The organism is Vibrio hannami (assembly GCF_029589055.1).
Lineage (GTDB): Bacteria > Pseudomonadota > Gammaproteobacteria > Enterobacterales > Vibrionaceae > Vibrio > Vibrio hannami.
On the sequence record NZ_JARQZP010000003.1, the window covers coordinates 894,966 to 921,597 of the forward strand.

Consider the following 26,632-nt stretch of genomic DNA (forward strand, 5'->3'; position numbering starts at 1 on the left):
AAAAAAATATACAGGGCGTAACAATGACTCAGGGTTCTACTCAGTACTTTTTCCCTATGGATAACGTAATTCAGGATTACGCATGGGGTAGCCGAACTTCTATCAACAAACTTTTCGGTATCGCAAACCCGGAAAACAAACCGCAGGCAGAAATCTGGATGGGCGCACACCCTAACGGCTGCTCTAAGATTGTTGAAAACGGTGAAACTCAGCTATTGTCTGATTTTATTAACCTAGACAAGTCCGGCATCCTTACTGTGGAAACCGATACTCAGTTCGGAGAACTACCATACCTGTTTAAAGTACTTGCCGCAGAAAGTGCTCTGTCTATTCAGGTACACCCAAGTAAAGAGCAGGCAGAAGAAGGCTTCCAGCGCGAAGAGGAGCAAGGTATTGCTCGTAACGCTGCAAATCGTAATTACAAAGATCCAAACCATAAACCCGAGCTTGTTTACGCGTTAACACCCTACCAGGCAATGAACGGCTTCCGTGTTATTCCTGAAATGCTAGCTCTGTTCGATAAGGTTCAGCTTTCTGAGATCGCTGAACTAGTCGATGCATTCAAAGCATCTGCAAACGAAGAAGGCTTAGAGAAATTCTTCTACGCTATTCTTTCAATGCAAGGCGAAGCAAAAGAAAAAGCCGTTGCTGAGTTGATGACATTCGCTGAAGCGAATAAAGAAGACGAACTGTTCGCTCTTATCCTCGAATTAGCAAAGTTATACCCTGGTGATATCGGCCTTTTCTGCCCATTGATGCTGAATGTAATTACGCTTCAGCCTGGTGAAGCAATGTTCCTTTACGCTTGTACGCCACATGCGTATCTAAAAGGTACTGGTCTTGAGATCATGGCGAACTCTGACAACGTGCTTCGTTCTGGCCTGACACCTAAATATATGGATGTCGAAGAGTTGGTTAAGTGCACTATCTTCCAGGAAAAGCCTGTTGATACATTGCTGACACAGCCTGAAATCCGTGACGGCGGTCAGTACTACCCGATTCCGGTTGATGACTTCCGATTCGCTGTATTTATGTCTGCAGATGATCAGACACTGTATACCGAAAGCGCCGAGATTCTTCTTGCTTTGGACAGCGACCTGACACTGACACATAAGAGTGGCGAGTCCGTGACCATCAGCCAGGGTGAATCCGTATTTATCCCTGCATACGCGAAGAAGTTCAACATTACTTCAAAAGGTCGTGTTGCAAGAGCGTTCAACTAAAAATAATACTCTTAATAAAATGAAAGCGAGGTTGTTTATCACCTCGCTTTTTGTTTTTCGGGTATTTGGCGCTTCTGGAACTCAACTTATCGAATACCGATAACTTCCTTCCGTCTTCCAGTATTTCTTCAAGCTCTGCTCCATCAAGCATTTCACCTAACGGAGAATGTGGTGTAACAACCAATACCTGAACAGAATCAGATATTAGCTTCATTCCGCCACACACAGGTAAAAACCAGTAGGTCAATCCATCGCTCAGGTTAACCAATGCACCGAGATCGATATCATCTTCAATATCGAAATCACGTAACGCCAGGGATCTAATACGGCTTATCGTCGCATCATATTCCGCTACACGCTGAGATTGGCCATGCGCTAAATACGCGGCTTCCAAACCAATGGTGTCATATTGAGTTTCCGCAACACTCTGTTCATGCGTTGCAGCATCGTGCGCATTATCCGCCGCAATTAACGCGGTTTCGCGTTGTGATTGAAGGATAGTTAAAAGGCTTTCGCGGAGTTGTTCTTTTTCTGTCATCGGAGATACGTAAGATGTTTTAGGAGCAATAAATCAATATTGCCCCTTGTGGGGCAAGGCTTATTTGTAGAACGCTTCTACTTCACCTTTCAGCGTAATCAGCATCGGATTACCGTAGCGATCTTTTGCTCTTGGAGAAGGAATCTTCACCCAACCTTCACTGATGCAGTACTCTTCAACATCTGTACGCTCTTTACCATTAAGGCGAATGCCAATGTGATGCTCAAAGCATTCCGCTACAAAAAATTTGCTACGTGAGTTACCTGATAGACGATCTGGCAGAGTTGGTTTTTCGTTGTTGTCGCTCATAATCATGACCTGATATAAATATTTGGTAGCGCATTGTAGACAATACAACGCTTAGCGACAAGGCTAGTCGAAACAAACTGAATTTGGGTACTCTGAACAGTCGTAATAGTAGAGTTGGTAAAGATCTTCAGCATATTTTGCATACTTCGCTATCTCGTCAGGTAACGTCAATCCCCAGTGGCGTAATTGAGTGCGACTGAAAATATACTCGCCATTACTATAGTAAACCGGGTATATATCTTTCGGTTGTTTCCCTTCCTCAAGTATCTTTAACACAATATCTGCCGCGTAAGATCCCATTCCGTAGCCAGAAAGTACCCAACCACCGACAGATAAACGTGGACCAATTGCATCTTCATAAAAATTAAACGTGGGTAGCCTGGAGTTATCAGCCATCCAACGAACCACCCCGGGTTCCGGCTCAACATATCTTCCTTCACTATCAAATATCAGATAACGTGAATCAAATAATATAGCACCATACCCCTTTGATTCGGCTTCCGTTACGGCCTTCTTCCAGGCATCCCAATTATTAGTCACTTCCAGTTCAAAAGTAATTTCACCCACTTGGGTTGATGTTTTTGACTGAAAGATATTGCCTATATCCGTAACGCTGGATTCCGCCAGCTCAACATCATTAAGGAAAAGTACTTTTTCAGTGCCAGGGGGAAGTATTTCGACAATGTGGCGCAGTGCCCTTTCATATAGGGGCCTTTCGATTACACCAGTAAAATTCCTTGGTAAGATATCCGTTACCAATTTTCTCGGGTTGTTATTAATACCCAAATAAACAACGGGCAACTTCTCAGCAAATCGATTTCCCATGACACGCAGTGCTTCGTCATCACCCAGTATCACCAAACTAGGTTTTAAGTTTTTATACAGGCTCCAGGCTATGTCTGCATTTTGCTGAAGCGCTTCTGGAGTCGAGCGCATTGCATCAAGGTCAAAATGAATTAACTGGTACGTCTCTCCTAATTTGTCATCAAGCCCCTTTTCCCATAAACGATCCCACAAGATGTCGTGCCAACTATGAATAACCAGAATGGAGCGTTTATCTTCCGTTCCCTGTGCAGAAGTGCACACACTCCATACCAGAGTAAAGATAACAAAAATAGTTTTAACAAGCCTGCTAAAGTATGAAAAATAAATGCAATGCATAGGGGCGAATATAATATAGTTTGCTTATTGCTACAGTTTAGTAAATAAACTGGGCAGATTATTTGCTTTAACACACAATGTTAAAGCTATAATCATTTAATACGTCAAGTTGACATGCAAGTATATGAATAAACTCGCGGGATTATTATTTAAGAATAACGAAAAACTCTCACTGAGACTTCTGTTCTGGATATTACTATTAAGCTCCGGACTGGCTATTATCGCCACGACCATTCAGCTGTATGCAGATTATCGTGATTCTAAACAATCTCTCGAGTCATCACTCGATAATGTGGAGGAAACGGTTCTTCCCGCCCTAGCCGTCGCCGCCTGGAAACTTGATAAAGACGTGATGGACAATATTCTGGTCGGCCTTTTGGCTCAAAGTGGGTTTCTTTACGCGGAAATTCTGGACACCTATGATCATCCGATTACTAAGCATGGTCAGGATGAGGCATCCAACAGTTTTGATCGCGTCTATCCCATAATCTATGTCAACAATTTTGCTGAGAACGTACTAATTGGTCGCCTCAAAGTGACCGCCACTTTGGATGAGATCTATCAACAATTACTGGATAAGGCCATCATCATCCTACTGACTCAGGCGTTTAAAACCTTTCTAATGTCTATCTGTATCATTGCCCTGGTAGAACGTTTGGTGATCCGCCATCTCAATGCGCTTTCTAACTGGGCCACTGATGTTGATCTCTCTAACCCGGATCAGTTTCTAACACTCCCTCCTCGTCACTCCGGAGAAGGCGATGCTATAGACAAGGTTAATATTGCAATAAACACCATGCAGTCAAACTTGATAAAGGCACTAGAGGAAAGGGAAAAAGCAGAACAGCTAACTCGTTCGATTATCGATAATACGCCATCTCTTATTTTTGCGAAGGATGCAAAAGGCCGCTATACCATGGTCAACCAGAGATATCTGGATACCTTTGGCTTTGAATGGCCCGATGTTATAGGAAAAACCGCAAGTGAGTTGTTCAGTCATAGCATTTCAGATACGCTGATCCGCCATGATCGAATGGTTATAGAAAAGCGTAGTGCCATCATGTTTGAAGAAGAGATGGCAAGTTCTAAAATTATGCACGACGACAATGCCCAGAGATTCTACTTGTCGGCTAAGTTTCCCATCTTCGACGAGAATGGTGAGCTACTTGGTACGGGTGGTGTGTCTACCGATATCACTGAACGCCGTGAAAAAGAACATCAGATCATCGAGCTCAATGAAAGCCTTGAGGACAAGGTAAGATCCCGAACAGAAGAGCTGGAAGTTTCTCTGGCGGATTTAAAGAACACCCAGGCACAATTAGTTGAATCAGAGAAGATGTCCGCACTGGGCAATCTTGTTGCGGGTGTTGCTCATGAGATAAATACACCTCTTGGTGTCAGCATCACCGCTACATCTCACCTATGCGAGGTCATTGAAGAGTTCGAAAAAGAATACAAAGAGAACAGGCTCCAACGCGAATCTGTAGAGAACCTGATTGAAGTGAATCAGGAGTCACTCCATATGTTGACCCACAACCTCGGACGCGCGGTCGAGCTTATTCGTAACTTTAAGCAAGTCGCGGTAGATCAGAGTAGCGAGGTAAAAAGAGAATTTGAACTCAAGAAGTACATCGAAGAGCTCAATCATAGCCTGACTCCGCAACTGAAAATAGGAGGACACGCAGTTAGCGTTGAGTCCAATATGCCGATCGAGATGAATAGTTACCCTGGTGCGCTCGCTCAGATAATAACCAACCTGATAATGAATTCAATAAATCATGGTTTTAAGGATAAAACTAACGGTCAAATACATATCAATCTTAAACAGATGGGTGAGCGCGTTATTTTAGACTACCAGGACAATGGTGTTGGACTTTCTGAAACGCAAAGGAAAAAGGTCTTTGACCCGTTTTACACTACAAGAAGGGGCAGTGGCGGCTCGGGGTTGGGCATGTCTATCAGTTATAACCTGACCGTTAAAACACTGGGTGGACAAATTATCTGTATCGAATCAGACAAAGGAGCTCATTTCAGAATGAGTTTTCCTACCACGGTGTAATACTATATAAAAAGTACTCTGCTCATCTCTAAACTCTGGTATTATTCCGCCCCTGCCTTTGAGCAGGTCACTTAAATATATAAAAACAATATCAACACTGAATACCATTTTAAAAAACACATGAGCATTGAATTACTAACCACTTCCGCGCTCTCTTTTGGTATGATTTTTCTTGCCGAAATTGGAGATAAAAGCCAGATCGTATGTATGACACTGGCCGCAAGGCATAAGGCAAAACCCGTTATATTTGGAAGTATTGCTGCTTTTGGTTTGTTAAACCTGTTAGCCGTTACTCTGGGTACAGGGCTCGCACATATCATTCCACATCACTGGCTGGTCTATCTGTCTGCGGCATTATTCTTGGCGTTTGGTTTAAGCTCAATCTTCTCTTCAGATGGCGAAGACGAGGGCGAAAATACCACTACTAGATCCAGTAAAAGCGTGTTTTTTAGCACCTTTACCCTGATATTCTTGGCCGAACTCGCTGATAAAACACAGCTAGCAGTGGTGACATTAAGTACAACTCACTCAGCAATCCAAATATGGCTTACCGCAACTTTAGCATTGAGTGCTACAAGCGTACTTGGCGTATTACTAGGAAGAAAGCTGTTGGCTCGAATCAATCCGAGTGCCATGCATAAAATGAGCGGTTTTATCTTTATCCTATTCGCCGTTTTATTGTTGTTTAACAATTAATAAGGCGTGAAGCGGGTCAAATAGTCGCAATCCTTTATTAACAAAGTTCAAACTTTGCGTAACATCTCCATGCTCTGTCGCTCAACTTGTATAAACTATTGAAATCGAGTTGTAAGCGACAGGGAATACCAATGAAAGAACAGGCACATATCTTGGTAGTGGATGATGATCAGGAGATCAGAGACCTGCTGGATAGATACCTATCTAAAGTTGGTTATCACGTCTCAACCGCTGAAGACGGTGAGGCAATGGAGAGTTACATAGAGCACAACGGCTATCCTTCGCTTATCTTACTGGATATCATGCTGCCGGGTGACGATGGCTTTACCCTATGCCAGAAAGTTCGTAAGAACTCAAATGTTCCCATCATCATGCTCACCGCCGTATCGGATGTTACTGATCAAATAATTGGCCTTGAGCTGGGTGCAGACGATTATGTCGCCAAACCTTTTAATCCTCGTCAGCTAGTCGCGCGAATAAAAGCCGTTCTCCGAAGAACACAGGTCGAAGAAGAGACATCCAACTCTAATTCAATTCCGAAAGGTATTAATTTTGGGTCCTGGCACCTCGACACCCTTGCCCACACACTTCAAAACTATGAAACCAATGAACAGTTTGAACTATCCGGAAGTGATTTTTCACTGTTGATGCTGTTTTTATCCCGTCCTAATGAGGTGCTCGACCGAGACACCATTTCATGTGCGACCAGAGGTCGGGAAGCGCTCCCCTTTGAAAGAGGAATCGACGTGCAACTGAGCCGGTTGCGTAACAGACTTGGAGACAACGGGAAGTGTCATCAGTATATAAAAACCATGCGTGGTAACGGCTATATCTTTACTGCTCAGGTTTCTTACGAACACTAGTACGTATACCCGCTATGAAGCAGCTCTTCTACCCTCGCTCACTGGTTGCCAGAACACTCTGGCTAACACTTATCGCCGTCGTAATCGCCCAGGGAATCGCGACCGGAATTTGGTACAGCCAGTCTAAACAGAAAGAAGTGGAAGGAATCGCTACTACCTCCGCCAGTATGGCAACCATGTTTGCTTCGACAGTTAACTTTTTTCAACGCTTGCCAATCGAATATCGGCATATCATTCTCGATCAAATCCGCAATATGGGTGGTACACGCTTTTTTGTTTCGTTCAATCACGAAAAGCTTGATATTGACCCGATTGAAGATAATTACCTGGAGCAGGTTGCCATTAACTCTATACAAGAGGTGCTTGAAGATAAGCTCAATAACGTACAAACGATAGATGTTAACTTCTCTAAACCGGATAAGCTTCGTATCCTTAAAAACGACATCTACTTGAACGATCTTCCCAGGTCCTGGGCTCATTATACTCTGACACTTGAACCGCTGAATCCTCCGATTCTGGTGGTGCAGATTGAACTCAATCCGCAGGAGTGGATTTACATCGCCGCCCTATTACCCCATCCCTATGTGATGTTAGACGACACTATCCTTACCACCGACCAACTGGTGTTTCTCTTCTTAACAACATCGATTCTGATCGTGTTTACCTATTTGCTTATCCGCAGGCAAGTTCGACCGCTTAAGAACCTAGCAAACGCCGCTAACAAAATGAGCATGGATGACAAGCAACCCGAACTGGAAGAAGAAGGTGCCTCTGAAATAGTGGTTGCTACCCGAGCTTTTAACCGAATGCAAAAACGAATACTACGCTACGTTTCCGACCGGGAAACACTGTTTTCTGCGATATCCCACGATCTAAAAACTCCACTAACCCGGTTAAGAATACGAACTGAACTTCTGGAAGATGAACCAGAAAAGGACAAGTTCAACGCAGACCTTGATGAGCTGGAAATCATGGTAAAAGGCGCGCTTCAAACAGTAAAAGATACCGATATTCACGAAAATAATATGATAGTGGATATAAAATCCTTACTTCGAAATATCGCCGAATCCTATAACCAGCAATCCACTATCGTGCATATTCAGAACACAAGAATCAAACCTATCATAGCCAAACCGCTGGCAATAAAGCGCGTACTGACAAATCTTATCGAAAACGGGGTTAAGTACGGTCACACCGTGATTGTATTTTCCGAAGAGACAAAATCAGGGCTTGTTCTTTGTATACAGGATAATGGTCCGGGTATACCTGAAGATAAACTTGAGGACGTTTTTGAGCCCTATTTCCGATTAGCAAAAGACAATGAAGGCCATGGACTAGGCCTGGGGATCTGCCGAAATATCCTCCATGCTCATGGCGGAGATCTCATTCTTGAAAACTCTCAAAACGGAGGGTTAACTGCCAGAGTCCTTATTCCACGTAACCTGGCGGTATAATCGCCCTTTAATGTAACGAGTTGGTTACATTGGGGTTACGCTTTGTTTCAATCTTTCCCTGCAAGAGGCGTATTCTCGTATTGTGTGTTGCACACCTGATTCGGGCGACACAATGAACAGGTGTACCAATAACTAAACCTACATAAGTTAATTCCAATAACTAAACACGGACGAGAAAGATGAATATAAAAAAATCCATTTTGGCTCTTTCCCTACTCTCTGCTACCCAATTTGCAACCGCTGGCGAAGTTGAAGTACTTCACTGGTGGACATCAGGTGGTGAAGCGAAATCTGTTGCCGCGCTTAAGGACATGCTAGAAGCACAGGGGCACACATGGAAAGATTTTGCGGTCGCTGGTGGTTCTGGTACCAGTGCGATGACGGTACTTAAAACCCGCGCAGTTTCAGGTAATCCTCCGGCAGCAGCTCAAATCAAAGGGCATGATATTCAGGAATGGGGTGGCTTAGGCTTCCTAACTAATCTTGATGATGTAGCAGATCAAAATAAATGGGAAGAAAAAGTACCTTCTCTTGTTACAGACATCATGAAATACGATGGCGAGTTCGTAGCCGTACCGGTAAACGTTCACCGTGTTAACTGGTTGTGGGCTAACCGCGATGTATTCCAGAAAGTGGGCGTAAAAGTACCAACGACAATGGATGAGTTCTTCGTCGCTGGTGACAAACTTAAAGCCGCTGGCATTATTCCTTTAGCGCACGGTGGCCAGGCCTGGCAGGACGCAACGGTATTTGAAGCGGTAGCATTAGATGTGCTCGGTTCAGAAGATTATCGCAAAGCCTTCGTAGAGCTTGATATGGATACGCTAAAAGGCGACAAAATGGTCGAAGCTTTCCGTATCTTCAAAAAAATCCACAACTACATCGATAAAAACTCTCCAGGACGTGACTGGAACATCGCTACATCAATGGTCATAAATGGCGATGCTGCAATGCAGATCATGGGCGACTGGGCGAAAGGCGAGTTTACTGCTGCAGGTAAAGTGGCAGGTAAAGACTATGTATGTGTACCAGCACCAGGTACTGCGGGTCAATTTACCCACAACGTCGATAGCTTCGCATTCTTCCAGCTACAGGATAAAGAGAATGTGAAGGCTCAGAAAGCACTAGCTGCAACCATTCTGACTCCCGAATTCCAGGAAGTATTTAACCTGAACAAGGGTTCAATTCCAGTGCGTATGGATGCAGACATGTCGAAGTTTGATAGCTGTGCCGTCGATTCAATGGATACCTTTAAAGCATCCGCTAAGAGTGGTGACCTGGTACCAAGTATGGCGCACGGTATGTCTACCACCAGCTACGCTCAAGGCGCAATGTACGACGTAATCACTAACTTCTTTAACGATCCAAAAGCAGATCCGAAAGAAGCTGCTGTTAAGTTAGCAAAAGCCGTTAAAGCTGCAATGTAACTTGTTGTAAGTAAGCAGGTGAGGCCGTTCCCCCGGTCTCACCTCACGTCTTACTTGATTTGCGCTAATTCTAATCAAAAAAATGGAGCGTGTTTTGACTTCGCCTAACACAAAGCCTGTTCCCCAAAGAAGCTTTGCCGACAGACTACAGCACTGGTTGCCAAAAATAGTACTCGCTCCCTCAATGGTGGTGGTACTAGTCTGTATTTATGGCTACATTCTCTGGACAGCATTCCTTTCACTGACCAATTCTCGTTTTCTGCCAAGCTATAAATTTGTAGGCACACTGCAATATGAAAAGCTGATGGATAATGACCGTTGGATAACCTCTATCATAAACCTTGGTATCTTCGGCATTCTATTTATGCTTCTGGCCATTGTTATTGGTGTTGGTCTTGCGATTTTGCTAGATCAAAACATCCGCCAGGAAGGTGCGATTCGTACTATTTATCTCTACCCAATGGCGCTCTCATTTATTGTGACCGGTACAGCGTGGAAGTGGATACTCAACCCAGGGCTGGGTATCGAGAAACTTATGCATGACTGGGGTTATCTTGATTTTCGCTTTGACTGGCTGGTTAACTCTGAGATGGCTGTTTATACGTTGGTTATCGCCGCTGTGTGGCAATCATCCGGGTTTGTAATGGCGATGTTCCTGGCTGGATTACGCGGTATAGACAGCTCAATCATCCGCGCAGCCCAAATCGATGGAGCCAGCTTGCCAACTATCTACTTTCGAATCATATTGCCGTGCTTAAGACCCGTATTCTTTAGCGCGGTTATCATCACATCGCATATAGCCATTAAGAGTTTTGACCTTGTCACCGTATTAACGGCAGGTGGTCCGGGTTACTCTTCCGACTTACCAGCTCTGTTTATGTACGCCCACTCATTTACCCGAGGTCAAATCGGGCTTGGTGCTGCCAGCGCAATGATGATGCTTGCCGGTATTCTGGCGATTCTGGTGCCTTATCTCTACTCAGAACTTAGGGAGCAGAAATCATGAATACAAAAATGACTCTTGGCCGCGCATTTATCTACGCCGTACTTCTCTTTTTCTGCCTGATTTATCTGATGCCACTGTTTGTAATGGTAACAACTTCATTCAAATCGTTGGCGGATATCCGTACGGGTAACCTGCTGTCATTACCATCTGAATGGGTGTTTGATGCATGGAGAAAGGCGTGGTCTTCAGCCTGTACCGGCGTTAAATGTGAAGGTGTAAACGGCTTTTTCTGGAACTCTTTGCAGATGGTAATCCCGGCCGTAGCCATTTCTACACTGCTTGGCGCGTTTAATGGCTATGTCATCAGCAAGTGGCAGTTCCGTGGCTCTAACTTCTTTTTTAGCGCCATGCTGTTTGGTTGCTTTATTCCGTTTCAGGTAATCCTACTACCTATGGCCACAACCCTGGGTAAGCTAGGTTTAGCAAACACCACAACTGGTCTGGTTGCCGTTCACGTGATTTACGGTTTGGCGTTTACTACCCTATTCTTCCGCAACTTTTATGTTGGTGTGCCTGATGAGCTTGTAAAAGCCGCAAAGCTTGACGGTGCCGGGTTCTTCACCATTTTCTTTAAGATCATGCTTCCTTTATCGCTGCCAATCATCATGGTAACCGTTATCTGGCAGTTCACTTCTATCTGGAATGACTTCCTGTTCGGCGTAGTTTATTCAGGCTCAGATACTCAGCCAATTACAGTAGCACTCAACAACCTGGTAAACACTAGTACCGGCGTGAAAGAGTATAACGTTGATATGGCGGCGGCCATTATCGCTGCGCTGCCAACACTGTTAGTTTATGTTTTAGCAGGAAAATACTTCGTTCGTGGTTTAACCGCGGGATCAGTAAAAGGATAATAAAAATGGCAACACTAGATTTAAAACAGATCCGCAAAACCTACCGAAACGCGGACGTAGAAACGTTAAAAGGTATTGATATCAGTATCGATTCCGGTGAATTTCTCATCCTGGTCGGCCCATCAGGGTGTGGTAAGTCTACACTGATGAATACCATTGCGGGCTTAGAAGACATCAATTCGGGTGAAATACTGATTGGTGGTGTTGACGTTTCAAACGTCGAGCCAAAAGATCGTGATATCGCTATGGTATTTCAGTCCTATGCCCTTTATCCAAATATGACAGTAGAAGGCAATATCGCATTTGGCTTAAAGATTAAGAAGATGCCTCAACAGCAAATCGACGCAGAAGTAAAACGTGTTTCCGAGATGCTTCAAATTGATCACCTTCTTGATCGCAAGCCTTCACAACTCTCCGGGGGGCAGAGACAGCGTGTCGCAATGGGACGCGCCTTGGCTCGTCGACCTAAGCTATACCTTTTCGACGAGCCCCTTTCGAACCTTGACGCAAAACTGCGTGTAGAAATGCGCCACCAGATAAAAAGGCTCCACCAACAGTTAAACACCACCATTGTGTACGTAACACACGATCAGATCGAAGCCATGACACTTGCCGACCGAATAGCAGTGATGAAAGATGGCGAACTGCAACAACTCGGTAGCCCAAAGGAGATCTATAACAAACCGAACAATATGTTTGTTGCAGGCTTTATGGGCTCTCCCTCCATGAACTTTATCCATACCATGGTTGATCTGGATGACAATGATGAACCAATCATTAAAGTTACAGGCAGCGAAGGTGCCGAACACCAGATTCGTCTGCCCGACTCTATGCGTCAACAAGATGGAAAAAAGTGGTTATCGGTCTGAGACCTGAACATATTACGGATACAGACAGTGAAAATGATACGGCTTCTACCCGTTTGGAGCTAAAGCTTGAGGTGTTAGAGCCAACCGGGCCGGACACAATTGCTATGGTTAAAGTGAATAATCAGGATGTCGCTTGTCGCCTTTCTCCCGAGTTTGAAGCTCAACCAGGCGAAAGCGCCTCTTTAAACTTTGACCTGTCACGAGCCGTATATTTCGATGGAGAAACGGAGGAACGTATCGAATTTTAGATCACTTTTTCAGGGGTGACTTTCAACCACATCACCCCTGAAGTGAAACCTGCTTCATAAAAACATCTTCTAACACATTCAAATAATCATAAATTGATGATATAAGTATCTACTAATGTAATCGATTTATTAGCTGTTACGTTGCGCTCAGGGAGTAGTCGGGTGAACAACAAATATCAGGACTGGCAAACCTATTTCAGGCAAAAAGATAACCCAACCTCGGTGCAGTTGGGTAAACAGACATTACTTGAACACTTCTGGCATAATACCGAAGACCATATGTTTGTTATGGTACTCGACGAAGACGGTGACTTTGTTACCGAGGATATCAACCCTGCCCAGACGAAATTACTTAAGCTTCCTCCGAATAAAATCATCAACCAAAAATTACGCAACTTCATGGGAGAAGAGCTCGCAAAAAGTCTTCAGGCTAAATATATGAACTGCCTGAGGCGAAATGCGCCTATCAGCTACTACGAAGGATTTTTGGGGGCTGATGGTGAATACCGTTACTTCAATACCATGTTAATCCCCATTACCGATGAGGCTGATGGTTCCAAGCGTGTTTTTGGGCTTGCCCGTGATGTAACCGACTTATCTAATGCTCAGACAGAGCTAGAAGAGCTCAATAGAAAACTTGAAAAAACCGTCAAAAATCGCACCAAAAAGTTAGCTCAATCCAACGTGCTATTACAGGAGCAAGCATTTACCGATCAGTTGACCGGAATAGGTAACAGGCGTTACTTTTTTGAAAATGTTGAGAGGTTACTAGAAAATATTGATTCCGAAATGGACTCTTCCCTACTCTATCTCGATCTGGATCTATTTAAATCTATTAATGACAGATATGGTCATATGGTTGGCGATAAAGTGCTTATTCAGTTTGCTCAAAATCTTAAAAAAACGATTCGAACCTCAGACATTTTATGCCGGTTTGGGGGAGAGGAGTTTGTAATATTTTTACCGATGACAGACAAATACGGCGCTTTACAACTCGCAAGAAAGATCCTGCTCAGCGTATCTAAAACACCGCTCATCATCGAGGATACGGCTATCAGTATAACCACCAGCATCGGTGTTGCATCTGCTCATTCCCAGAAAGGCAGTTTAGACAGCCTAATCATTAACGCAGACAAAGCACTGTACCACGCAAAACGGAATGGTCGGAATCGCGTGGAACAGTTTTAGCGGTGTTGGAGACAAAAGTGTATATTGATATCATCTACGTCTACCTACGACCTTGAAAAGGAATAATTGTGCTCAAAGGACATACAATACTGCGAAGCTTGTTATTATCACTTAGCCTTCTTGCTGTATCTGCCACTACATCAGCTTCTGAACGAGCGGACGTTGCGTGGCAACAAGTCGAGAATGGCGCTTTACTGGTTGATGTGAGAACGCCTGGCGAATACAACGCTAAGCATCTGGATAATTCAATAAACCTTCCTCTAAACACCATAGGCAGTGCTTTCAAGGATATCGATAAAAATCAGAATATTGTGGTTTATTGCCGAAGTGGAAACCGTTCAGGCCAGGCAAAAGCTTATTTGGAGAAAGTTGGCTTTACCAATGTTCATAATGGTGGTGGCCTGGAAGAGATGATTCACGCTCAACATAATTAAGCGTGAATCTGTAATCACTCACCACAGCACAACTCAAGAACAGGTATCATGCCATTGATAAGGTGGCATGAACTAACTTATCGATACCAGATTTAGCCTCTGAAATATTGCTAGCGAGCATATAAGCTGGCGTGCTTACCACTTTATATTTGTCATCCACGACAATATCATCAACCGGGCAGTTGATATGCTCCCCGCCTAACGCATTAATAACCTGCGCCGTTGCTTCATCGCTGCCAATGGTACACTTCACTCCTGCATAAATCTTTGGCATTAGTACGGGAGCAATGCACATATAACCGACGGGTTTCTCTGCCTGTTTGAACGCCAGTAATACTCTTTCAAACGTTGAATCCATTTGTAGTTTGTCACCGCTTATCGCGAAATCAGATAGGTTTTTAGCCACGCCAAAACCACCGGGGATAAGCAAGGCATCAAACTCTTCTACGTCTAGCTTATCCAGTGCCAGCACATTTCCACGCACAATTCGCGCGGCTTCAACCAATACATTTCTTCCTTCCAGAAGTTCCTGACCATTATTGTGCTCAATCACATGAAACTGGTCTTTATCCGGCGCGAACGCCTGATATTCAGCACCTTCCTGCTCTACCGCTAATAGGGTTAACACCGCTTCATTAATTTCTGCCCCGTCAAAAACACCACAACCAGACAGAACAACCGCTACTTTTTTGCTCATGGCAGCATCCTTATTTGTGTCAAAGCGAAGGCGGGACAAGCCCGCCTTAATATCAGTATATACAGCTTACGTTATTTCTCTTCAGCAGCTTCTGCGCAAACACGTTTCTGAACCGCTGGTGGCGCTGGTTCATAGTGGCTCAGTGTCATACTGAAGCTGCCTTCACCTCCGGTTAACGCTCTCAAACGACGTGAGTAATCTTGCAACTCATTGATAGGAGACTTGGCTTTCAGAAGTGTAAAATTTGCTGATTCAGGGTGTGTCCCTTCAATCAGGCCACGGTTACCAGACAGATCACCAGAAACATCACCAACTGCACTGATTGGGATATGAAGATCCATCGCGACAATAGGCTCTAGTACGATTGGCCCAGCTTTTTCTACCGCCTCAAGAAACGCTTTTTTACCTGCTATAACAAAGGCAATTTCTTTTGAGTCCACTGAATGGTATTTGCCATCATAAACCGTAACCTCGATATCCTTGATAGGGTTACCGGATATCGCACCTTCTTCCAGCGCCTGACGAATGCCTTTCTCTACTGCCGGGATCAGAGCCGTTGGAATCGCACCACCAACAACCTTATTCACGAAACTAAAGCCTTCCCCTCTATCAAGCGGACGCACTTTTAGTTGCACTTCACCAAACTGCCCGGCTCCACCACTCTGTTTTTTATGGCGGTATTGCCCTTCTGCTGGCTTAGTGATGGTTTCGAAGTACTCAACACTCGGCTGACTGGTTTCCACTTCAAGCTTATAAACACTTTCCATCTTTTCCAAAGCGACTTTTAGATGGAACTCCCCTTGCCCGCTTAGCAAGGTTTCATTGGTTCTTACTCGGTGTTCAATGCGTAAAGAAGGATCTTCTGCCTCTATTCGGCCTAATACCTCTGATAGTTTTTGTTCATCTCCCCGCTTCTTAGGACGCACGACCAGACTGTACATTGATTGTGGGAAGTTGAGGGTGCGCATATGAACGCCATCTTCATCGTGCGAATCGTGTACCACTGAATCAAAGCCCAGATCATCAACTTTGGCTAATACACAGAAATCACCAGCAATGGCGCGAGAAATTTCAATTCGGTCTTTTCCTTGTAGCTGATACAGGTGACCAACTTTAAATGCTTTATTGCTCTCACCAACATACAACTGGCTACCCGCATTTATTTCGCCCTGGAACACTCTTAAATAGGCCATCTTGCCCATATAAGGGTCAACGGTTACCTTATAGACATGTGCTACAGTATGCTCAAGAGTGTCACAATCTACCGGGATCTGCTTACCGTTCTTTTCAAGCAGAGGAGGGTTGCCTTCAACTGGCATCGGCATGATCTCGCCGAGAGTTTTTAGTAACAATTCTACGCCAGCATTACTTTCAGACGAGACAAAACATATAGGCACTATGTGGCCAGTTCTTAACGCCTCTTCAAACGGGTCATGCAATTGAGTGGGTGAAAGCTCCGAACCTTGCTCCAGATAAATCTCCATTAACTCTTCATCAACTTCGATCACCTGATCAATCAAACGCTCATGGGCAGATGTTGCATCATCGAACAAGGTTGGTTTGTCGTATTCTGGTTCAAAGTAGCAATCAACTACATCAGCAGCATCTTCGGATGGTAAGTTGATTGGCAAACAGCAATCGCCAAATCTGTCCTGAATCTCTGCGACAAGCTCAATGATTTTATTCGGGTTCTGATCGATTTTATTGACTACTATCATCTGGCATTTCTGCTGCTCTTTGCCAAATTCGAATAACCGATCTGAAACCTGACTTAATGGGGTATTTGCATCTAACACTAACGCTGTCGTTTCCACGGCAGGGAATATGCTGAACGTACGCCCAAGCAACTCTGCCTGTCCGGGAGTATCGATGACATTCATTCTGTGATTGTTGTGTGTGAGTGTTACGGGAGTTGCTTCAATGGAATGGTGGTATTGAATAGACTGGGCATCAAAGTCAGTGACAGTGTCACCAGAATCAACGCTACCCAATGTCGTTATTGCTTTAGCTTCAAACAACAGACGTTCAACAAGGCTGGTTTTACCGGTACCAGTTTGGCCAACAAATGCAATATTGCGAATTCTGTTTGGCATATAGACCTCCTAAAAGCTGGAAGATTAAGAAATTTAAACACAAAACTTTCTCGGAGTTGGCGGTGGCAAACCGCCTACTCGTCTTCCAGGTCATTTTTCGGATGGGAATATGCATTTGGTATTAAAATAATCCGTTCATCGCAATCCTTTGTTATATAGCTTGAACCTATTTCCCCATAAAAAATGTGATTTATTTCATAGCTGTGACGCTAATGTTGTAGCAGAGTTAAAAAATGCCAACTAGGTATCAGATTCTCTCGGCTGACATATCTCTCTGCTAATATAGATAAGTGGAACTTACATTTTTTTCTCGATCAGTTCCGCTACACTTTCGAATACCTCGTTAGCCACCGCTTTTACTTCTGGTTTTGCATTAGCGACTGCATAACCAACAAAAGATTCGACCATTGGAATGTCGTTGTAATCATCACCAATAGCCAACACTGCATCTGTTGCAACACCCGCATGCTTAGCGATTAGCTCAATCCCACTTGCCTTGCTGATGCCCTTCGGCACTATGTTGATATAATTTAGGTTAATAAAAACTTCAACCTGATCAGAGTACAGATCCAAGATCTCGCCTCGCACCTTTTGTGCCTGTTCTAAATCTTCGCTTAAACACCCAAGCAGCAGTACTTCACCTTCAAGCGATTCTTCTATGGTTTTACTATAGATTTTGGAGTTGCGCTCAAACGCTTCTCTCGCAACCGCATCGGTCTGACTCTTTTTGCGATTAGTAAAATTACATCCATCAAAGCCGTTAGAGACAATTAGTTCGTCGTCAAACTGTTCACGTAACATTGCAGCAATGTCTTTTGCCAAATCATGCTCAAGTGCACTTTTAAAAAGAACATTATCGTCTTTATCGACAATAAATGATCCATTTAGAGAAACCAGATAGTCGTAATCGACATCTCTTACCTTACGTTCGAACCCGATACTGGCAGCATCACGCCCGGTACTGATAGCGAAAAGGTTGCCTTTCTCTCTCCACTTTTCTACCGCCTGAAGGTTAACCTCTAAAGCTTCAGGATTAGTTTTATAGAAAAATGTTTTGTCGTAGTCGCTGGCGAGTAATTTTGATGTCGTCACGGTGATGCTCTTTAATTTGGAATTTGGCTAATACTAGCAAACTTGATGGGCAATTTTAATACAAATTAGATACCTATTAACTTTAGGCAATAAAAAACCACCTGTGGCAGCAGGTGGCTCTATGGAAATCGTCATCTCTGCGAAGGCAGAGATCTTATTCCTTTTTAAACGAATTACTTTCTTCTTAGAAGAGCCAGTCCTCCAACAAAGAATAGAGCCCAGAATGGTACAGAACCACCACTGCTGCCTGATGAGGTTATTGTCACAGGTTGAGCTGAATACTTGTAGGTATAATTACCATCACGGAAGTTTTGTCTTTCAGCTTCGGTAAAAGTATATTTCGCCGTTTCAGCACCACTCGTAGCGCTGTTAATCCAGGTATTAAAGTCTAGGACTTCTGAGAAAACTGATGTTGCTCCGTAGGACACGTCTGGGTCGCCACAGATAGATGCTGGTCCGTAACTGGTCACCCCAACTAGTTTTTGTGTACTGCCATCAACCCAGTAAAGCGGGCCTCCGGAATCGCCATTACAGGTAGATGCTTCCAGATTTTCGTTACCAGATGAACTAAAAGAAATATCTCCTTCCATGCACAAATTGTAATCTGTTTCAGCAGTATAATTACAGTTGGCATTAGGAACATAAGTCAAAGTGGCATACTGAAGGGTGTTTGTGTTATCAACATCGCTAGAGGTATTACCATGACCAACAGCTGTGAAATTATTCGTTAATCCCGTTTCTCGATATCCACCACTTGTAGTTGCATCATCCCCCGATGCAGGGAGGTTTGCAGCATAACTACCAGAAAGCGAGAAATTCGTTAAAGGTGATTCAAGCTTCAATACAGCCACATCATGATAGAGTGTCGAGTTATTGTAGGAGTCTGGATAATAAACTTCAGAAATCCTAACTTTTGGCGTCGAAGAACTTGCTAGATTCGTTACTGACTCATTTGTCAACTGGGGGTAGACATACGTAAACAGCATACTTTCTTCAGTACTATTGCTATTAATATAAACACAGTGGGCAGCCGTTAGTATGTGGTAGTCATCTAGTATAGTTGCTCCGCAATAACGACTATATGAGTAACTCCCATTATTATAATCTATCCATGCAACCAGACGGGCGTAGGATGGGTAAGTTGACGCTGAAGTAACATCATTACCGTTAACAATCTGAGGCGCTATCTCTACATCTGCTGCGAAAGAGTATGGGCTAAATGAGAATGCAGCAAGCAGAGCCAACCCATAAATGTTTTTCTTTTTCATACAGTAACCTTCAACCAACGTGAAAAAGTATAGTACCTGCTTAATTCATAGATTAGAAATAGAAAAAAGCAGGTTATTTGTAATTATCGGTTATATGCCAAATTTTTCACGTTTTAGTGCTAAATCAACCCCGGTAATAGCGCTGTGGCACAAACGGCATTTTCTCGATAGTCATTGCTAGCTTTTTGCCACGGACTTCAGCAAATACTTCGGTGCCTACAGCAGCGAGACTCAGTTTTTACATAGCCCATAGAAACTGGCTTACCCGCATTTGGCCCCGCAGTGCCACTAGTAACAATACCGATTTCATTGTCGTTTAGATCAAATAATTTGCACCCTTCACGAACCGGAGCTTTGGTTTGCCCAACAAGGCCAACCCTCTTACGCTCGACTGCTTTTGTCTGAATCTGCTCTAATACGATATCAGCGCCAGGGAATCCACCCGCTCTTTCTCCGTCCGCTCTACGAATTTTACTGATACCCCAAAGCAAGCTTGCTTCAACTGGCGTAGTGGTTGTGTCCAGATCGTGTCCGTATAAGCACAGACCACATTCCAGGCGAAGTGAATCTCGCGCACCTAAACCAATCCACTCAACTTCCTCAAATTCAGTCAGTTTTTTAGCGAACTCCGCAGCTTTATCTGCTGGAACAGAGATTTCATAACCATCTTCACCTGTGTAACCACTTCGGCTCACATAGCACTCAACACTGTCCAGCTCGATGATTTTTGCATCCATAAATACCATGTCGGCGACAGCCGGCTGGAGACGTGCCAATACTTCTGCTGCTTTTGGTCCCTGTAGAGCCAAAAGCGCGCGATCTTCGATAATCTCAAGTTCGACGTTATCAGGAAGGCTAGATTGAATATGAGCAATATCTTGCGCTTTACATGCCGCATTCACAACAACAAAAAGGTGGTCACCAAAGTTAGTGACCATCAAGTCATCAAGAATGCCGCCCTGCTCATTGGTAAAGAAGGCGTAACGTTGCTTGCCAGAAGGCAGGTCGATAATATCCACAGGAACAAGTGATTCCATCACTTTGGCAGCGTCTTCGCCTTTCAGACGAAGTTGTCCCATATGTGAAACATCAAACAGCCCCGCAGCATCACGTGTATGCAAATGTTCTTTTTTCACGCCCAGTGCGTACTGAACAGGCATATCATAACCGGCAAACGGGACCATTTTTGCACCTGCTTCAACGTGTAATGCGTGAAGCGGGGTTTTTAGTAACTCTGTCATACTTCCTCCATAAAGACTGAAATCTGCGTTAATGTTTCCAATAGTGGATAAATTTACTTTGAAACATTAATAGCAGATTAACGGAGGCAATGACAAGAAAAACTATTTTGCTGTAACCCAGAGGATTAGCGCATCTGTTTCGCTTACAGACGCAAGCATATGGCCCATACTTGCGTCGTAATACACACTGTCCCCTTCGCAGAGGTTAATTGGCTCGTAGAACTCAGTGAACAAGGTTACTTCACCTTCAAGAACCAGCAAAAACTCTTCACCATCATGCTTAACCCAGTCACCGTAATCGTCAAAGCTTCTTGCTCGCACTCTGGTTTTAAAGGGCATCATTTTCTTATTGGAAAGCTGTGTTGCTAACAGTTCGTGCTCATAAGTTGACGTAGGATGCGGTTTACCCTGCTCATGTCGGGTGATATCTCTGCGGCCTGTTGCCGCCTTAGATTTTGGTGGTTCGAACAATTGGGGCATATCGATTTGCAGCCCCGATGCCAGCTTCTGCATGGCCTGAAACGTAGGAGAGATTTGCTCGTTCTCTATTTTTGAAAGCGTCGACCTGGCAAGGCCTGTACGCTGACTCGCCTCCTCCAGTGTTATCCCTAATTTGGCACGGATATCTTTTATTTTCTCACCCAGTTTCAGAGGTTCTATGTTCTCGTCAACTTTCTCTTTTGCTAAGGTGATTGATGGGTATTCATCCAGAAATTCGTTAGGCATGAGACTCTCTTCTTCCATGTATCTCCCTGCATTCTCACACAAGCAGATGAGTTTTCAAGTATTGCACCAAGTATGGCCCTATTTTGGTGCATCGCAAGGAAAAATTTCCAATAGGAAATTTTTGTTTGATCAATGATTCCAGTAAAGGTATGTTACGTCCTTGTTAGATGAACAATTGATGATACACGCAAACGTATACGCGCTGCATTAACAAGCAGAAGTAGAACCAAAACCAATCAATTTTGCAATGCAAGAGCTGGATCACATCTAACCGGACAAACGGCCCTTAAGAGATAACAATTTCCAAAAGGAAAGCTATGCTCATTAACGGTGAAACCATTAACGGCGAAAAAATAGGTTTGTCTGATAAACAGAATTTATTCGAGCAGGATTCTGCTCTTAATGACTTAAATACGAATCGGAGATTTGATACATGGATATGACACTGAAATTTGCTGATAGTCACGAGTGGGTTAAAGACAATGGCGACGGTACTGTAACTATCGGTATTTCTGACCACGCACAAAAAATGCTTGGCGATGTAGTGTTTGTAGACCTGCCAGATATTGAAGACGAAATTGAAGCTGGTGAAAGTTTCTCACTAGTTGAATCAGTTAAAGCAGCATCTGACATTTACGCACCAATTACCGGTGAAATCGTTGAAATCAACGAAGAGCTGGAAGATAGCCCAGAGTTAGTTAACGAAGAACCTTATGAAGGTGGATGGATTGCACGCGTAAAAATGTCCGATCCAGAAGAGCTTGACAACCTGAAAGGTGCAGAAGAATACCTAGAAAGCATCGAAGAAGAGTAATAACGGAATTTTAGAAGCAAAGTGCTTTTAAAAGGTAAGGAAACATGACAGATCTAACTAATCACCAGAGCTTGTTAAGTCAGCTAAACACCCAAAACGAATTTGTAGCGCGCCATAACGGACCGAACAAATCAGATCAATCTAAAATGCTTAACACGATTAAGGCCGAAAGCCTGGATCAGTTGATTGAGCAGACAGTACCTAAATCGATTCGCCTTGAAAATCCGCTTTCTCTTGAAGGCCCGATGAGCGAATTCGATATGCTGGCGCAGATGAAGGAGTTCGCTAATCAAAACCAGATAAAGCGCACTTTCATCGGTCAGGGCTACTACAATACGTTTGTTCCAAATGTCATTCTGCGTAATGTGTTGGAAAATCCGGGTTGGTATACCGCATATACACCATACCAGCCAGAGATATCACAGGGTCGTCTTGAAGCACTACTTAACTTCCAGCAGATGGTGATGGATCTTACCGGGATGGAAATTGCGAACGCTTCACTTCTTGATGAAGCAACGGCGGCAGCCGAGGCAATGTCACTTTGTAAGCGCGCTGGTAAAAGTAAGAGCAAGGTCTTCTTTGTTGCTGACGATGTGCACCCTCAAACCATTGAAGTTGTTAAAACTCGTGCGGAGTTCTTTGGCTTCGAGGTGCTTGTTGCGAATATCGATACACTTGCTGAGCAGGACTTTTTTGGTGCTCTGCTTCAATATCCGTCAACTACAGGTGAAGTACGTGATCTAACTGACATTATCGCTGCAGCTCAAGCCAATAAAACGGTAGTGACAGTTGCGACTGATTTGCTTGCCTCTACGCTGTTAAAACCTGCAGGTGAAATGGGTGCTGATGTTGTAATTGGTAGTGCACAGCGCTTTGGTGTTCCTATGGGATACGGCGGCCCTCACGCAGCATTTATGGCGACTCGTGACAAGCACAAGCGAACAATGCCGGGCCGAGTTATTGGTGTTTCTATCGATTCGAAAGGCAATCAGGCACTTCGAATGGCAATGCAGACCCGCGAGCAGCATATTCGCCGTGAGAAAGCGACGTCAAACATCTGTACCGCTCAAGCGTTACTTGCAAACATGGCTGCTTTCTACGCTGTATATCATGGAAGCGAAGGTCTGAAGACTATCGCCCGTCGTACCCATCATATGACCGCCGTTCTGGCTGCTGGCCTGACTAAGTCTGGTTTCGAGTTAGAGCACAACAGCTTCTTTGACACCATTACCGTGTTAAGCAACGATAAAACCGAAGCGCTATACAAAGCGGCACGCCAAGCAGATATCAACCTACGTAAGTTTGACAACAAACTTGGCGTAAGTCTGGATGAAACAACGACCACGCAAGACATTGAAACACTGTTCTCTGTATTTGGTGTTAAAGAATCAGTAGAAAGCTTATCTTCTGAAATCGCTCAGAATGAGTTCGCTGCAATCCCAGAAAACTGTCGTCGTGAGTCTGAGTTCCTTACTCATCCGGTATTTAACACGCACCACAGTGAAACTCAGATGATGCGTTACCTGAAGCAGTTGGAAAACAAAGATTTCTCCCTGACGCACGGTATGATCCCTCTGGGCAGCTGCACCATGAAGCTCAATGCGGCAGCAGAAATGATCCCAGTAACCTGGCCGGAATTTGGTTCTATCCACCCGTTTGTACCTCAAGAGCAAGCTGCTGGTTATAGCGCACTTGCAACTTCACTTAAGAAGATGCTGTGTGAAATAACAGGTTACGATGAGTTTTCTCTTCAGCCGAACTCTGGCGCATCCGGTGAATATGCAGGTTTGCTTGCAATCCAACGCTACCATCAGAGCCGAGGTGAGGGTCACCGTAATATCTGTCTGATCCCAAGTTCCGCGCACGGCACTAACCCGGCAACGGCATCGATGATGTCGCAAAAAGTGGTTGTGGTTAAATGTGATGAAAACGGGAATATCGATGTTCAGGATCTGGGTGCGAAGATAGAAAAGCACAAAGATAACCTATCCAGCATTATGATCACCTACCCTTCTACGCACGGTGTGTATGAAGAGCAGGTGCAGCAAGTTTGTGATATGGTGCATGCAGCCGGCGGTCAGGTTTATCTTGACGGCGCGAACATGAACGCACAGGTTGGTTTAACCTCTCCTGGTTTTATCGGCTCGGATGTGTCTCACCTTAACCTGCACAAGACCTTCTGTATCCCTCACGGTGGCGGCGGCCCGGGCATGGGACCAATCGGCGTAAAATCTCACCTTGCGCCTTTCTTACCGGGACATATTGAAAATGGTATCGAAGGTAAAGAGTACGCTGTTGCGGCGGCTGATATGGGTAGTGCGTCTATTCTGTCAATCTCATGGGCGTATATCGCGATGATGGGTGAAGTAGGGCTTACTGAAGCAACTAAGGTCGCGATCCTAAACGCTAACTACGTAACAGAGCGTCTTCTTCCTCATTATCCAGTACTTTATCGTGGCTCAAATGGCCGTGTTGCACACGAGTGTATTATTGATATTCGCCCACTTAAGGAAGAAACCGGAATCAGTGAAGAAGATATCGCTAAGCGTTTGATGGATTACGGATTCCACGCTCCGACGATGTCTTTCCCGGTTGCAGGCACGCTGATGGTTGAACCAACAGAGTCAGAAGATTTGGAAGAGTTAGATAGATTCTGTGATGCGATGATTTCTATCCGCGAAGAGATGAACAAGGTGAAATCTGGCGAGTGGCCACTTGAAGACAACCCTCTTGTGAATGCTCCGCATACTCAGGCAGATGTAACTGAAAGCAACTGGGAACATCCTTACTCTCGCGAACTAGCGTTCTTCCCATCTAAGCAAGTAAGAGCTTCTAAGTACTGGCCAACGGTTAATCGTGTTGACAATGTATATGGAGACAGAAATTTGATCTGTTCATGCCCTTCGATTGATGAATATGTGGATGAGTGAGTTTTTGTTGAGGACACCTGATTAAGTCGGTTTAAATCAGCTAATTTCGAAAAGCGAGCCAGAAATGGTTCGCTTTTTTTATCCTTAAATACAACACGCCACTTGAACATATCTGGTTTATTTTCATTAGCATAAGGATGTCATGAGTTCGGTAGGCATTCCCACGCGGAGCGTCTGGAACGAGGGGGTATTAAAGAGCAAAGCCCGTAAAATACCAAAAAGAAAGCCGCTAAAAGCGGCTCCCATAATTCAAATTTTCGAAAGCTCGGTGTTTTACTCTTTACCGAAAACGTTGTTCTCTTGCTCTTGTACGCGGATGAATGTGGTGCGCTTAGTTAGCTCTTTAAGCTTTGCTGCACCTACATATGTACAGGTTGAACGCACGCCGCCAAGGATGTCTGAGATAGTGCCATGAACGCTACCACGGTATGGTAATAGTACGGTTTTGCCTTCAGCAGCGCGGTACTGTGCAACACCGCCAGAATGCTTGTCCATAGCTGACTGAGAGCTCATTCCGTAGAACTTCATAAACTTCTCGCCATCCACTTCGACAACATCACCGCCTGACTCTTCGTGACCTGCCAGCATGCCGCCAAGCATTACGAAATCTGCACCGCCACCGAACGCTTTTGATACATCACCGGCACATGCACAGCCACCGTCACCGATGATGCGACCACCAAGGCCGTGCGCCGCATCAGCACACTCGATGATAGCAGAAAGCTGAGGGTAACCAACACCAGTTTTAACACGTGTTGTACATACAGAACCAGGGCCAATACCTACTTTAACGATATCGGCACCAGCAAGAATAAGTTCTTCCACCATATCGCCTGTTACAACGTTACCAGCAGAGATTACTTTTTCCGGAAACGCTTCACGCACTCGGCTTACGTACTCAACAAGGTGTTCAGAGTAACCATTAGCAATATCGATACAGATAAAGATAAGGTCGTCAGAAAGCGCCATAATATCCAGAGTCTTCTGGAATTCAGCATCAGAAGTACCAGTAGATACCATCACGTTATTCAGTGTTTTCGCGTCGGCATTTTTAACGAACTCAGCCCAATCTTCAACCGTGTAGTGTTTGTGAACCGCAGTCATTACATTGTGTTCAGCAAGAGCCGCAGCCATTTCAAAGCTCGCCACAGAGTCCATATTAGCAGCAATCACAGGTACACCTGACCATTGACGACCGCTATGCTTGAATGTAAACTCGCGGGTTAAATTTACTTGAGAGCGGCTTTTAAGAGTTGAACGCTTAGGGCGAAACAGTACATCTTTAAAACCAAGCTTAAGTTCTTGTTCGATACGCATTGTGCAATTCCTTGATTGTTAAACTGTGTGTCCTTCACACGGCAACACTTTGAGCAGTGCTCAGTAACGCTTTGGCAGAAGCTTTACTTTTCTTCGGACACAAAAAAACCGGAGCGTTGGCAGAC

Annotated in this window: 21 protein-coding genes and 2 pseudogenes; 13 read left to right on the forward strand and 10 right to left on the reverse strand. The window is 44.3% G+C overall.

What is annotated here, in order from left to right; translation table 11 throughout:
- The first annotated feature begins 23 nt into the window (after positions 1-23).
- Positions 24-1,223 carry a mannose-6-phosphate isomerase, class I gene (manA, locus tag P7F88_RS05785; RefSeq protein WP_277822730.1) on the forward strand — a complete coding sequence of 400 codons (1,200 nt, stop codon included), beginning with the start codon at positions 24-26 and terminating at the stop codon, positions 1,221-1,223.
- Here the strand turns inward: manA and P7F88_RS05790 are convergent.
- The 3 genes from P7F88_RS05790 to P7F88_RS05800 form a co-directional block, all read right to left on the reverse strand.
- On the reverse strand, positions 1,216-1,761 hold the full coding sequence (locus tag P7F88_RS05790) for an SRPBCC family protein (RefSeq protein ID WP_277822732.1): 546 nt from the start codon (positions 1,759-1,761) through the stop codon (positions 1,216-1,218). The two genes, manA and P7F88_RS05790, sit on opposite strands and share 8 nt — an antisense overlap.
- Before the next feature lie 60 nt (positions 1,762-1,821).
- A complete protein-coding gene (locus P7F88_RS05795) occupies positions 1,822-2,070 on the reverse strand; it encodes a DUF3297 family protein (RefSeq protein WP_277822734.1) in 249 nt (82 codons plus the stop codon).
- 63 nt (positions 2,071-2,133) lie between these two features.
- Positions 2,134-3,156 (reverse strand): ABC transporter substrate-binding protein, encoded by a 1,023-nt coding sequence (locus P7F88_RS05800; protein WP_277822736.1) that lies wholly within the window; start codon positions 3,154-3,156, stop codon positions 2,134-2,136.
- Between the two features lie 199 nt (positions 3,157-3,355).
- Here P7F88_RS05800 and P7F88_RS05805 point away from each other — a divergent pair, with 199 nt between their 5' ends.
- The 10 genes and pseudogenes from P7F88_RS05805 (at position 3,356) to P7F88_RS05850 (ending at position 14,329) form a co-directional block, all read left to right on the forward strand.
- The gene (locus P7F88_RS05805; protein ID WP_277822738.1) at positions 3,356-5,290 is read left to right on the forward strand and encodes an ATP-binding protein; all 1,935 of its coding nucleotides are present in this window, start codon (positions 3,356-3,358) and stop codon (positions 5,288-5,290) included.
- A gap of 120 nt (positions 5,291-5,410) precedes the next feature.
- The gene (locus P7F88_RS05810; RefSeq protein ID WP_277822740.1) at positions 5,411-5,986 is read left to right on the forward strand and encodes a TMEM165/GDT1 family protein; all 576 of its coding nucleotides are present in this window, start codon (positions 5,411-5,413) and stop codon (positions 5,984-5,986) included.
- 131 nt (positions 5,987-6,117) lie between these two features.
- Positions 6,118-6,849 carry a response regulator gene (locus tag P7F88_RS05815; protein WP_277822742.1) on the forward strand — a complete coding sequence of 244 codons (732 nt, stop codon included), beginning with the start codon at positions 6,118-6,120 and terminating at the stop codon, positions 6,847-6,849.
- 14 nt (positions 6,850-6,863) lie between these two features.
- Positions 6,864-8,303: an ATP-binding protein gene (locus P7F88_RS05820; protein WP_277822744.1), complete on the forward strand. Its 1,440-nt coding sequence runs from the start codon at positions 6,864-6,866 to the stop codon at positions 8,301-8,303.
- Positions 8,304-8,482: 179 nt separating this feature from the next.
- Positions 8,483-9,730, forward strand: a complete 1,248-nt coding sequence (locus P7F88_RS05825) for an ABC transporter substrate-binding protein (RefSeq protein WP_277822746.1) — start codon at positions 8,483-8,485, stop codon at positions 9,728-9,730.
- 82 nt (positions 9,731-9,812) lie between these two features.
- Positions 9,813-10,736 (forward strand): carbohydrate ABC transporter permease, encoded by a 924-nt coding sequence (locus P7F88_RS05830; protein WP_277822748.1) that lies wholly within the window; start codon positions 9,813-9,815, stop codon positions 10,734-10,736.
- The gene (locus P7F88_RS05835) at positions 10,733-11,590 is read left to right on the forward strand and encodes a carbohydrate ABC transporter permease (protein ID WP_277822750.1); all 858 of its coding nucleotides are present in this window, start codon (positions 10,733-10,735) and stop codon (positions 11,588-11,590) included. Before P7F88_RS05830 ends, P7F88_RS05835 begins: the two co-directional genes overlap by 4 nt.
- 5 nt (positions 11,591-11,595) lie before the next feature.
- Positions 11,596-12,707: pseudogene (locus tag P7F88_RS05840) on the forward strand (ABC transporter ATP-binding protein).
- A gap of 162 nt (positions 12,708-12,869) precedes the next feature.
- Entirely contained in the window at positions 12,870-13,895 is a 1,026-nt protein-coding gene (locus P7F88_RS05845; protein ID WP_277822752.1) for a sensor domain-containing diguanylate cyclase, read from the forward strand.
- An 86-nt stretch (positions 13,896-13,981) separates the two neighbouring features.
- Positions 13,982-14,329 (forward strand): rhodanese-like domain-containing protein, encoded by a 348-nt coding sequence (locus P7F88_RS05850; protein ID WP_422127808.1) that lies wholly within the window; start codon positions 13,982-13,984, stop codon positions 14,327-14,329.
- A 46-nt stretch (positions 14,330-14,375) separates the two neighbouring features.
- Here P7F88_RS05850 and elbB read toward each other — a convergent pair whose 3' ends face one another.
- From elbB to P7F88_RS05880, 6 genes and pseudogenes are all read right to left on the reverse strand, one after another.
- A complete protein-coding gene (gene elbB, locus P7F88_RS05855) occupies positions 14,376-15,026 on the reverse strand; it encodes an isoprenoid biosynthesis glyoxalase ElbB (RefSeq protein ID WP_277822756.1) in 651 nt (216 codons plus the stop codon).
- Positions 15,027-15,097: 71 nt separating this feature from the next.
- On the reverse strand, positions 15,098-17,119 hold the full coding sequence (gene fusA, locus P7F88_RS05860; protein WP_277822758.1) for an elongation factor G: 2,022 nt from the start codon (positions 17,117-17,119) through the stop codon (positions 15,098-15,100).
- Between the two features lie 297 nt (positions 17,120-17,416).
- Positions 17,417-18,211, reverse strand: coding sequence for an HAD-IIB family hydrolase (locus P7F88_RS05865; RefSeq protein WP_277822760.1), 795 nt, complete (start codon positions 18,209-18,211; stop codon positions 17,417-17,419).
- A 173-nt stretch (positions 18,212-18,384) separates the two neighbouring features.
- Entirely contained in the window at positions 18,385-19,479 is a 1,095-nt protein-coding gene (locus P7F88_RS05870) for a S1 family peptidase (protein WP_277822762.1), read from the reverse strand.
- A gap of 124 nt (positions 19,480-19,603) precedes the next feature.
- Positions 19,604-20,720, reverse strand: a pseudogene (gene gcvT, locus P7F88_RS05875) (glycine cleavage system aminomethyltransferase GcvT).
- A gap of 102 nt (positions 20,721-20,822) precedes the next feature.
- Positions 20,823-21,446 carry a helix-turn-helix domain-containing protein gene (locus P7F88_RS05880; protein ID WP_277822764.1) on the reverse strand — a complete coding sequence of 208 codons (624 nt, stop codon included), beginning with the start codon at positions 21,444-21,446 and terminating at the stop codon, positions 20,823-20,825.
- Between the two features lie 433 nt (positions 21,447-21,879).
- On the opposite strand from P7F88_RS05880, the gene gcvH reads away from it, so the two are divergent.
- Complete coding sequence (gene gcvH / locus P7F88_RS05885; protein ID WP_277822766.1) at positions 21,880-22,260, forward strand: glycine cleavage system protein GcvH; 381 nt, start codon at positions 21,880-21,882, stop codon at positions 22,258-22,260.
- A 44-nt stretch (positions 22,261-22,304) separates the two neighbouring features.
- Positions 22,305-25,190 (forward strand): aminomethyl-transferring glycine dehydrogenase, encoded by a 2,886-nt coding sequence (gene gcvP / locus P7F88_RS05890; protein ID WP_277822768.1) that lies wholly within the window; start codon positions 22,305-22,307, stop codon positions 25,188-25,190.
- Positions 25,191-25,463: 273 nt separating this feature from the next.
- Here the strand turns inward: gcvP and P7F88_RS05895 are convergent, their stop codons facing one another.
- Positions 25,464-26,507: a GMP reductase gene (locus P7F88_RS05895; protein WP_277822770.1), complete on the reverse strand. Its 1,044-nt coding sequence runs from the start codon at positions 26,505-26,507 to the stop codon at positions 25,464-25,466.
- Positions 26,508-26,632 lie beyond the last annotated feature (125 nt).

Bases quoted from the DNA above. Each gene is read 5' to 3' on its own strand.
- P7F88_RS05810 (WP_277822740.1), top strand. From the start codon at position 5,411: ATGAGCATTGAATTACTAACCACTTCCGCGCTCTCTTTTGGTATGATT.
- P7F88_RS05805 (WP_277822738.1), top strand. From the start codon at position 3,356: ATGAATAAACTCGCGGGATTATTATTTAAGAATAACGAAAAACTCTCA.
- fusA (WP_277822758.1), bottom strand. From the start codon at position 17,119: ATGCCAAACAGAATTCGCAATATTGCATTTGTTGGCCAAACTGGTACC.
- elbB (WP_277822756.1), bottom strand. From the start codon at position 15,026: ATGAGCAAAAAAGTAGCGGTTGTTCTGTCTGGTTGTGGTGTTTTTGAC.
- gcvH (WP_277822766.1), top strand. From the start codon at position 21,880: ATGGATATGACACTGAAATTTGCTGATAGTCACGAGTGGGTTAAAGAC.
- P7F88_RS05895 (WP_277822770.1), bottom strand. From the start codon at position 26,507: ATGCGTATCGAACAAGAACTTAAGCTTGGTTTTAAAGATGTACTGTTT.
- P7F88_RS05835 (WP_277822750.1), top strand. From the start codon at position 10,733: ATGAATACAAAAATGACTCTTGGCCGCGCATTTATCTACGCCGTACTT.
- P7F88_RS05795 (WP_277822734.1), bottom strand. From the start codon at position 2,070: ATGAGCGACAACAACGAAAAACCAACTCTGCCAGATCGTCTATCAGGT.
- P7F88_RS05830 (WP_277822748.1), top strand. From the start codon at position 9,813: ATGGAGCGTGTTTTGACTTCGCCTAACACAAAGCCTGTTCCCCAAAGA.
- P7F88_RS05815 (WP_277822742.1), top strand. From the start codon at position 6,118: ATGAAAGAACAGGCACATATCTTGGTAGTGGATGATGATCAGGAGATC.
- P7F88_RS05880 (WP_277822764.1), bottom strand. From the start codon at position 21,446: ATGCCTAACGAATTTCTGGATGAATACCCATCAATCACCTTAGCAAAA.
- P7F88_RS05790 (WP_277822732.1), bottom strand. From the start codon at position 1,761: ATGACAGAAAAAGAACAACTCCGCGAAAGCCTTTTAACTATCCTTCAA.
- manA (WP_277822730.1), top strand. From the start codon at position 24: ATGACTCAGGGTTCTACTCAGTACTTTTTCCCTATGGATAACGTAATT.
- gcvP (WP_277822768.1), top strand. From the start codon at position 22,305: ATGACAGATCTAACTAATCACCAGAGCTTGTTAAGTCAGCTAAACACC.
- P7F88_RS05820 (WP_277822744.1), top strand. From the start codon at position 6,864: ATGAAGCAGCTCTTCTACCCTCGCTCACTGGTTGCCAGAACACTCTGG.
- P7F88_RS05825 (WP_277822746.1), top strand. From the start codon at position 8,483: ATGAATATAAAAAAATCCATTTTGGCTCTTTCCCTACTCTCTGCTACC.
- P7F88_RS05870 (WP_277822762.1), bottom strand. From the start codon at position 19,479: ATGAAAAAGAAAAACATTTATGGGTTGGCTCTGCTTGCTGCATTCTCA.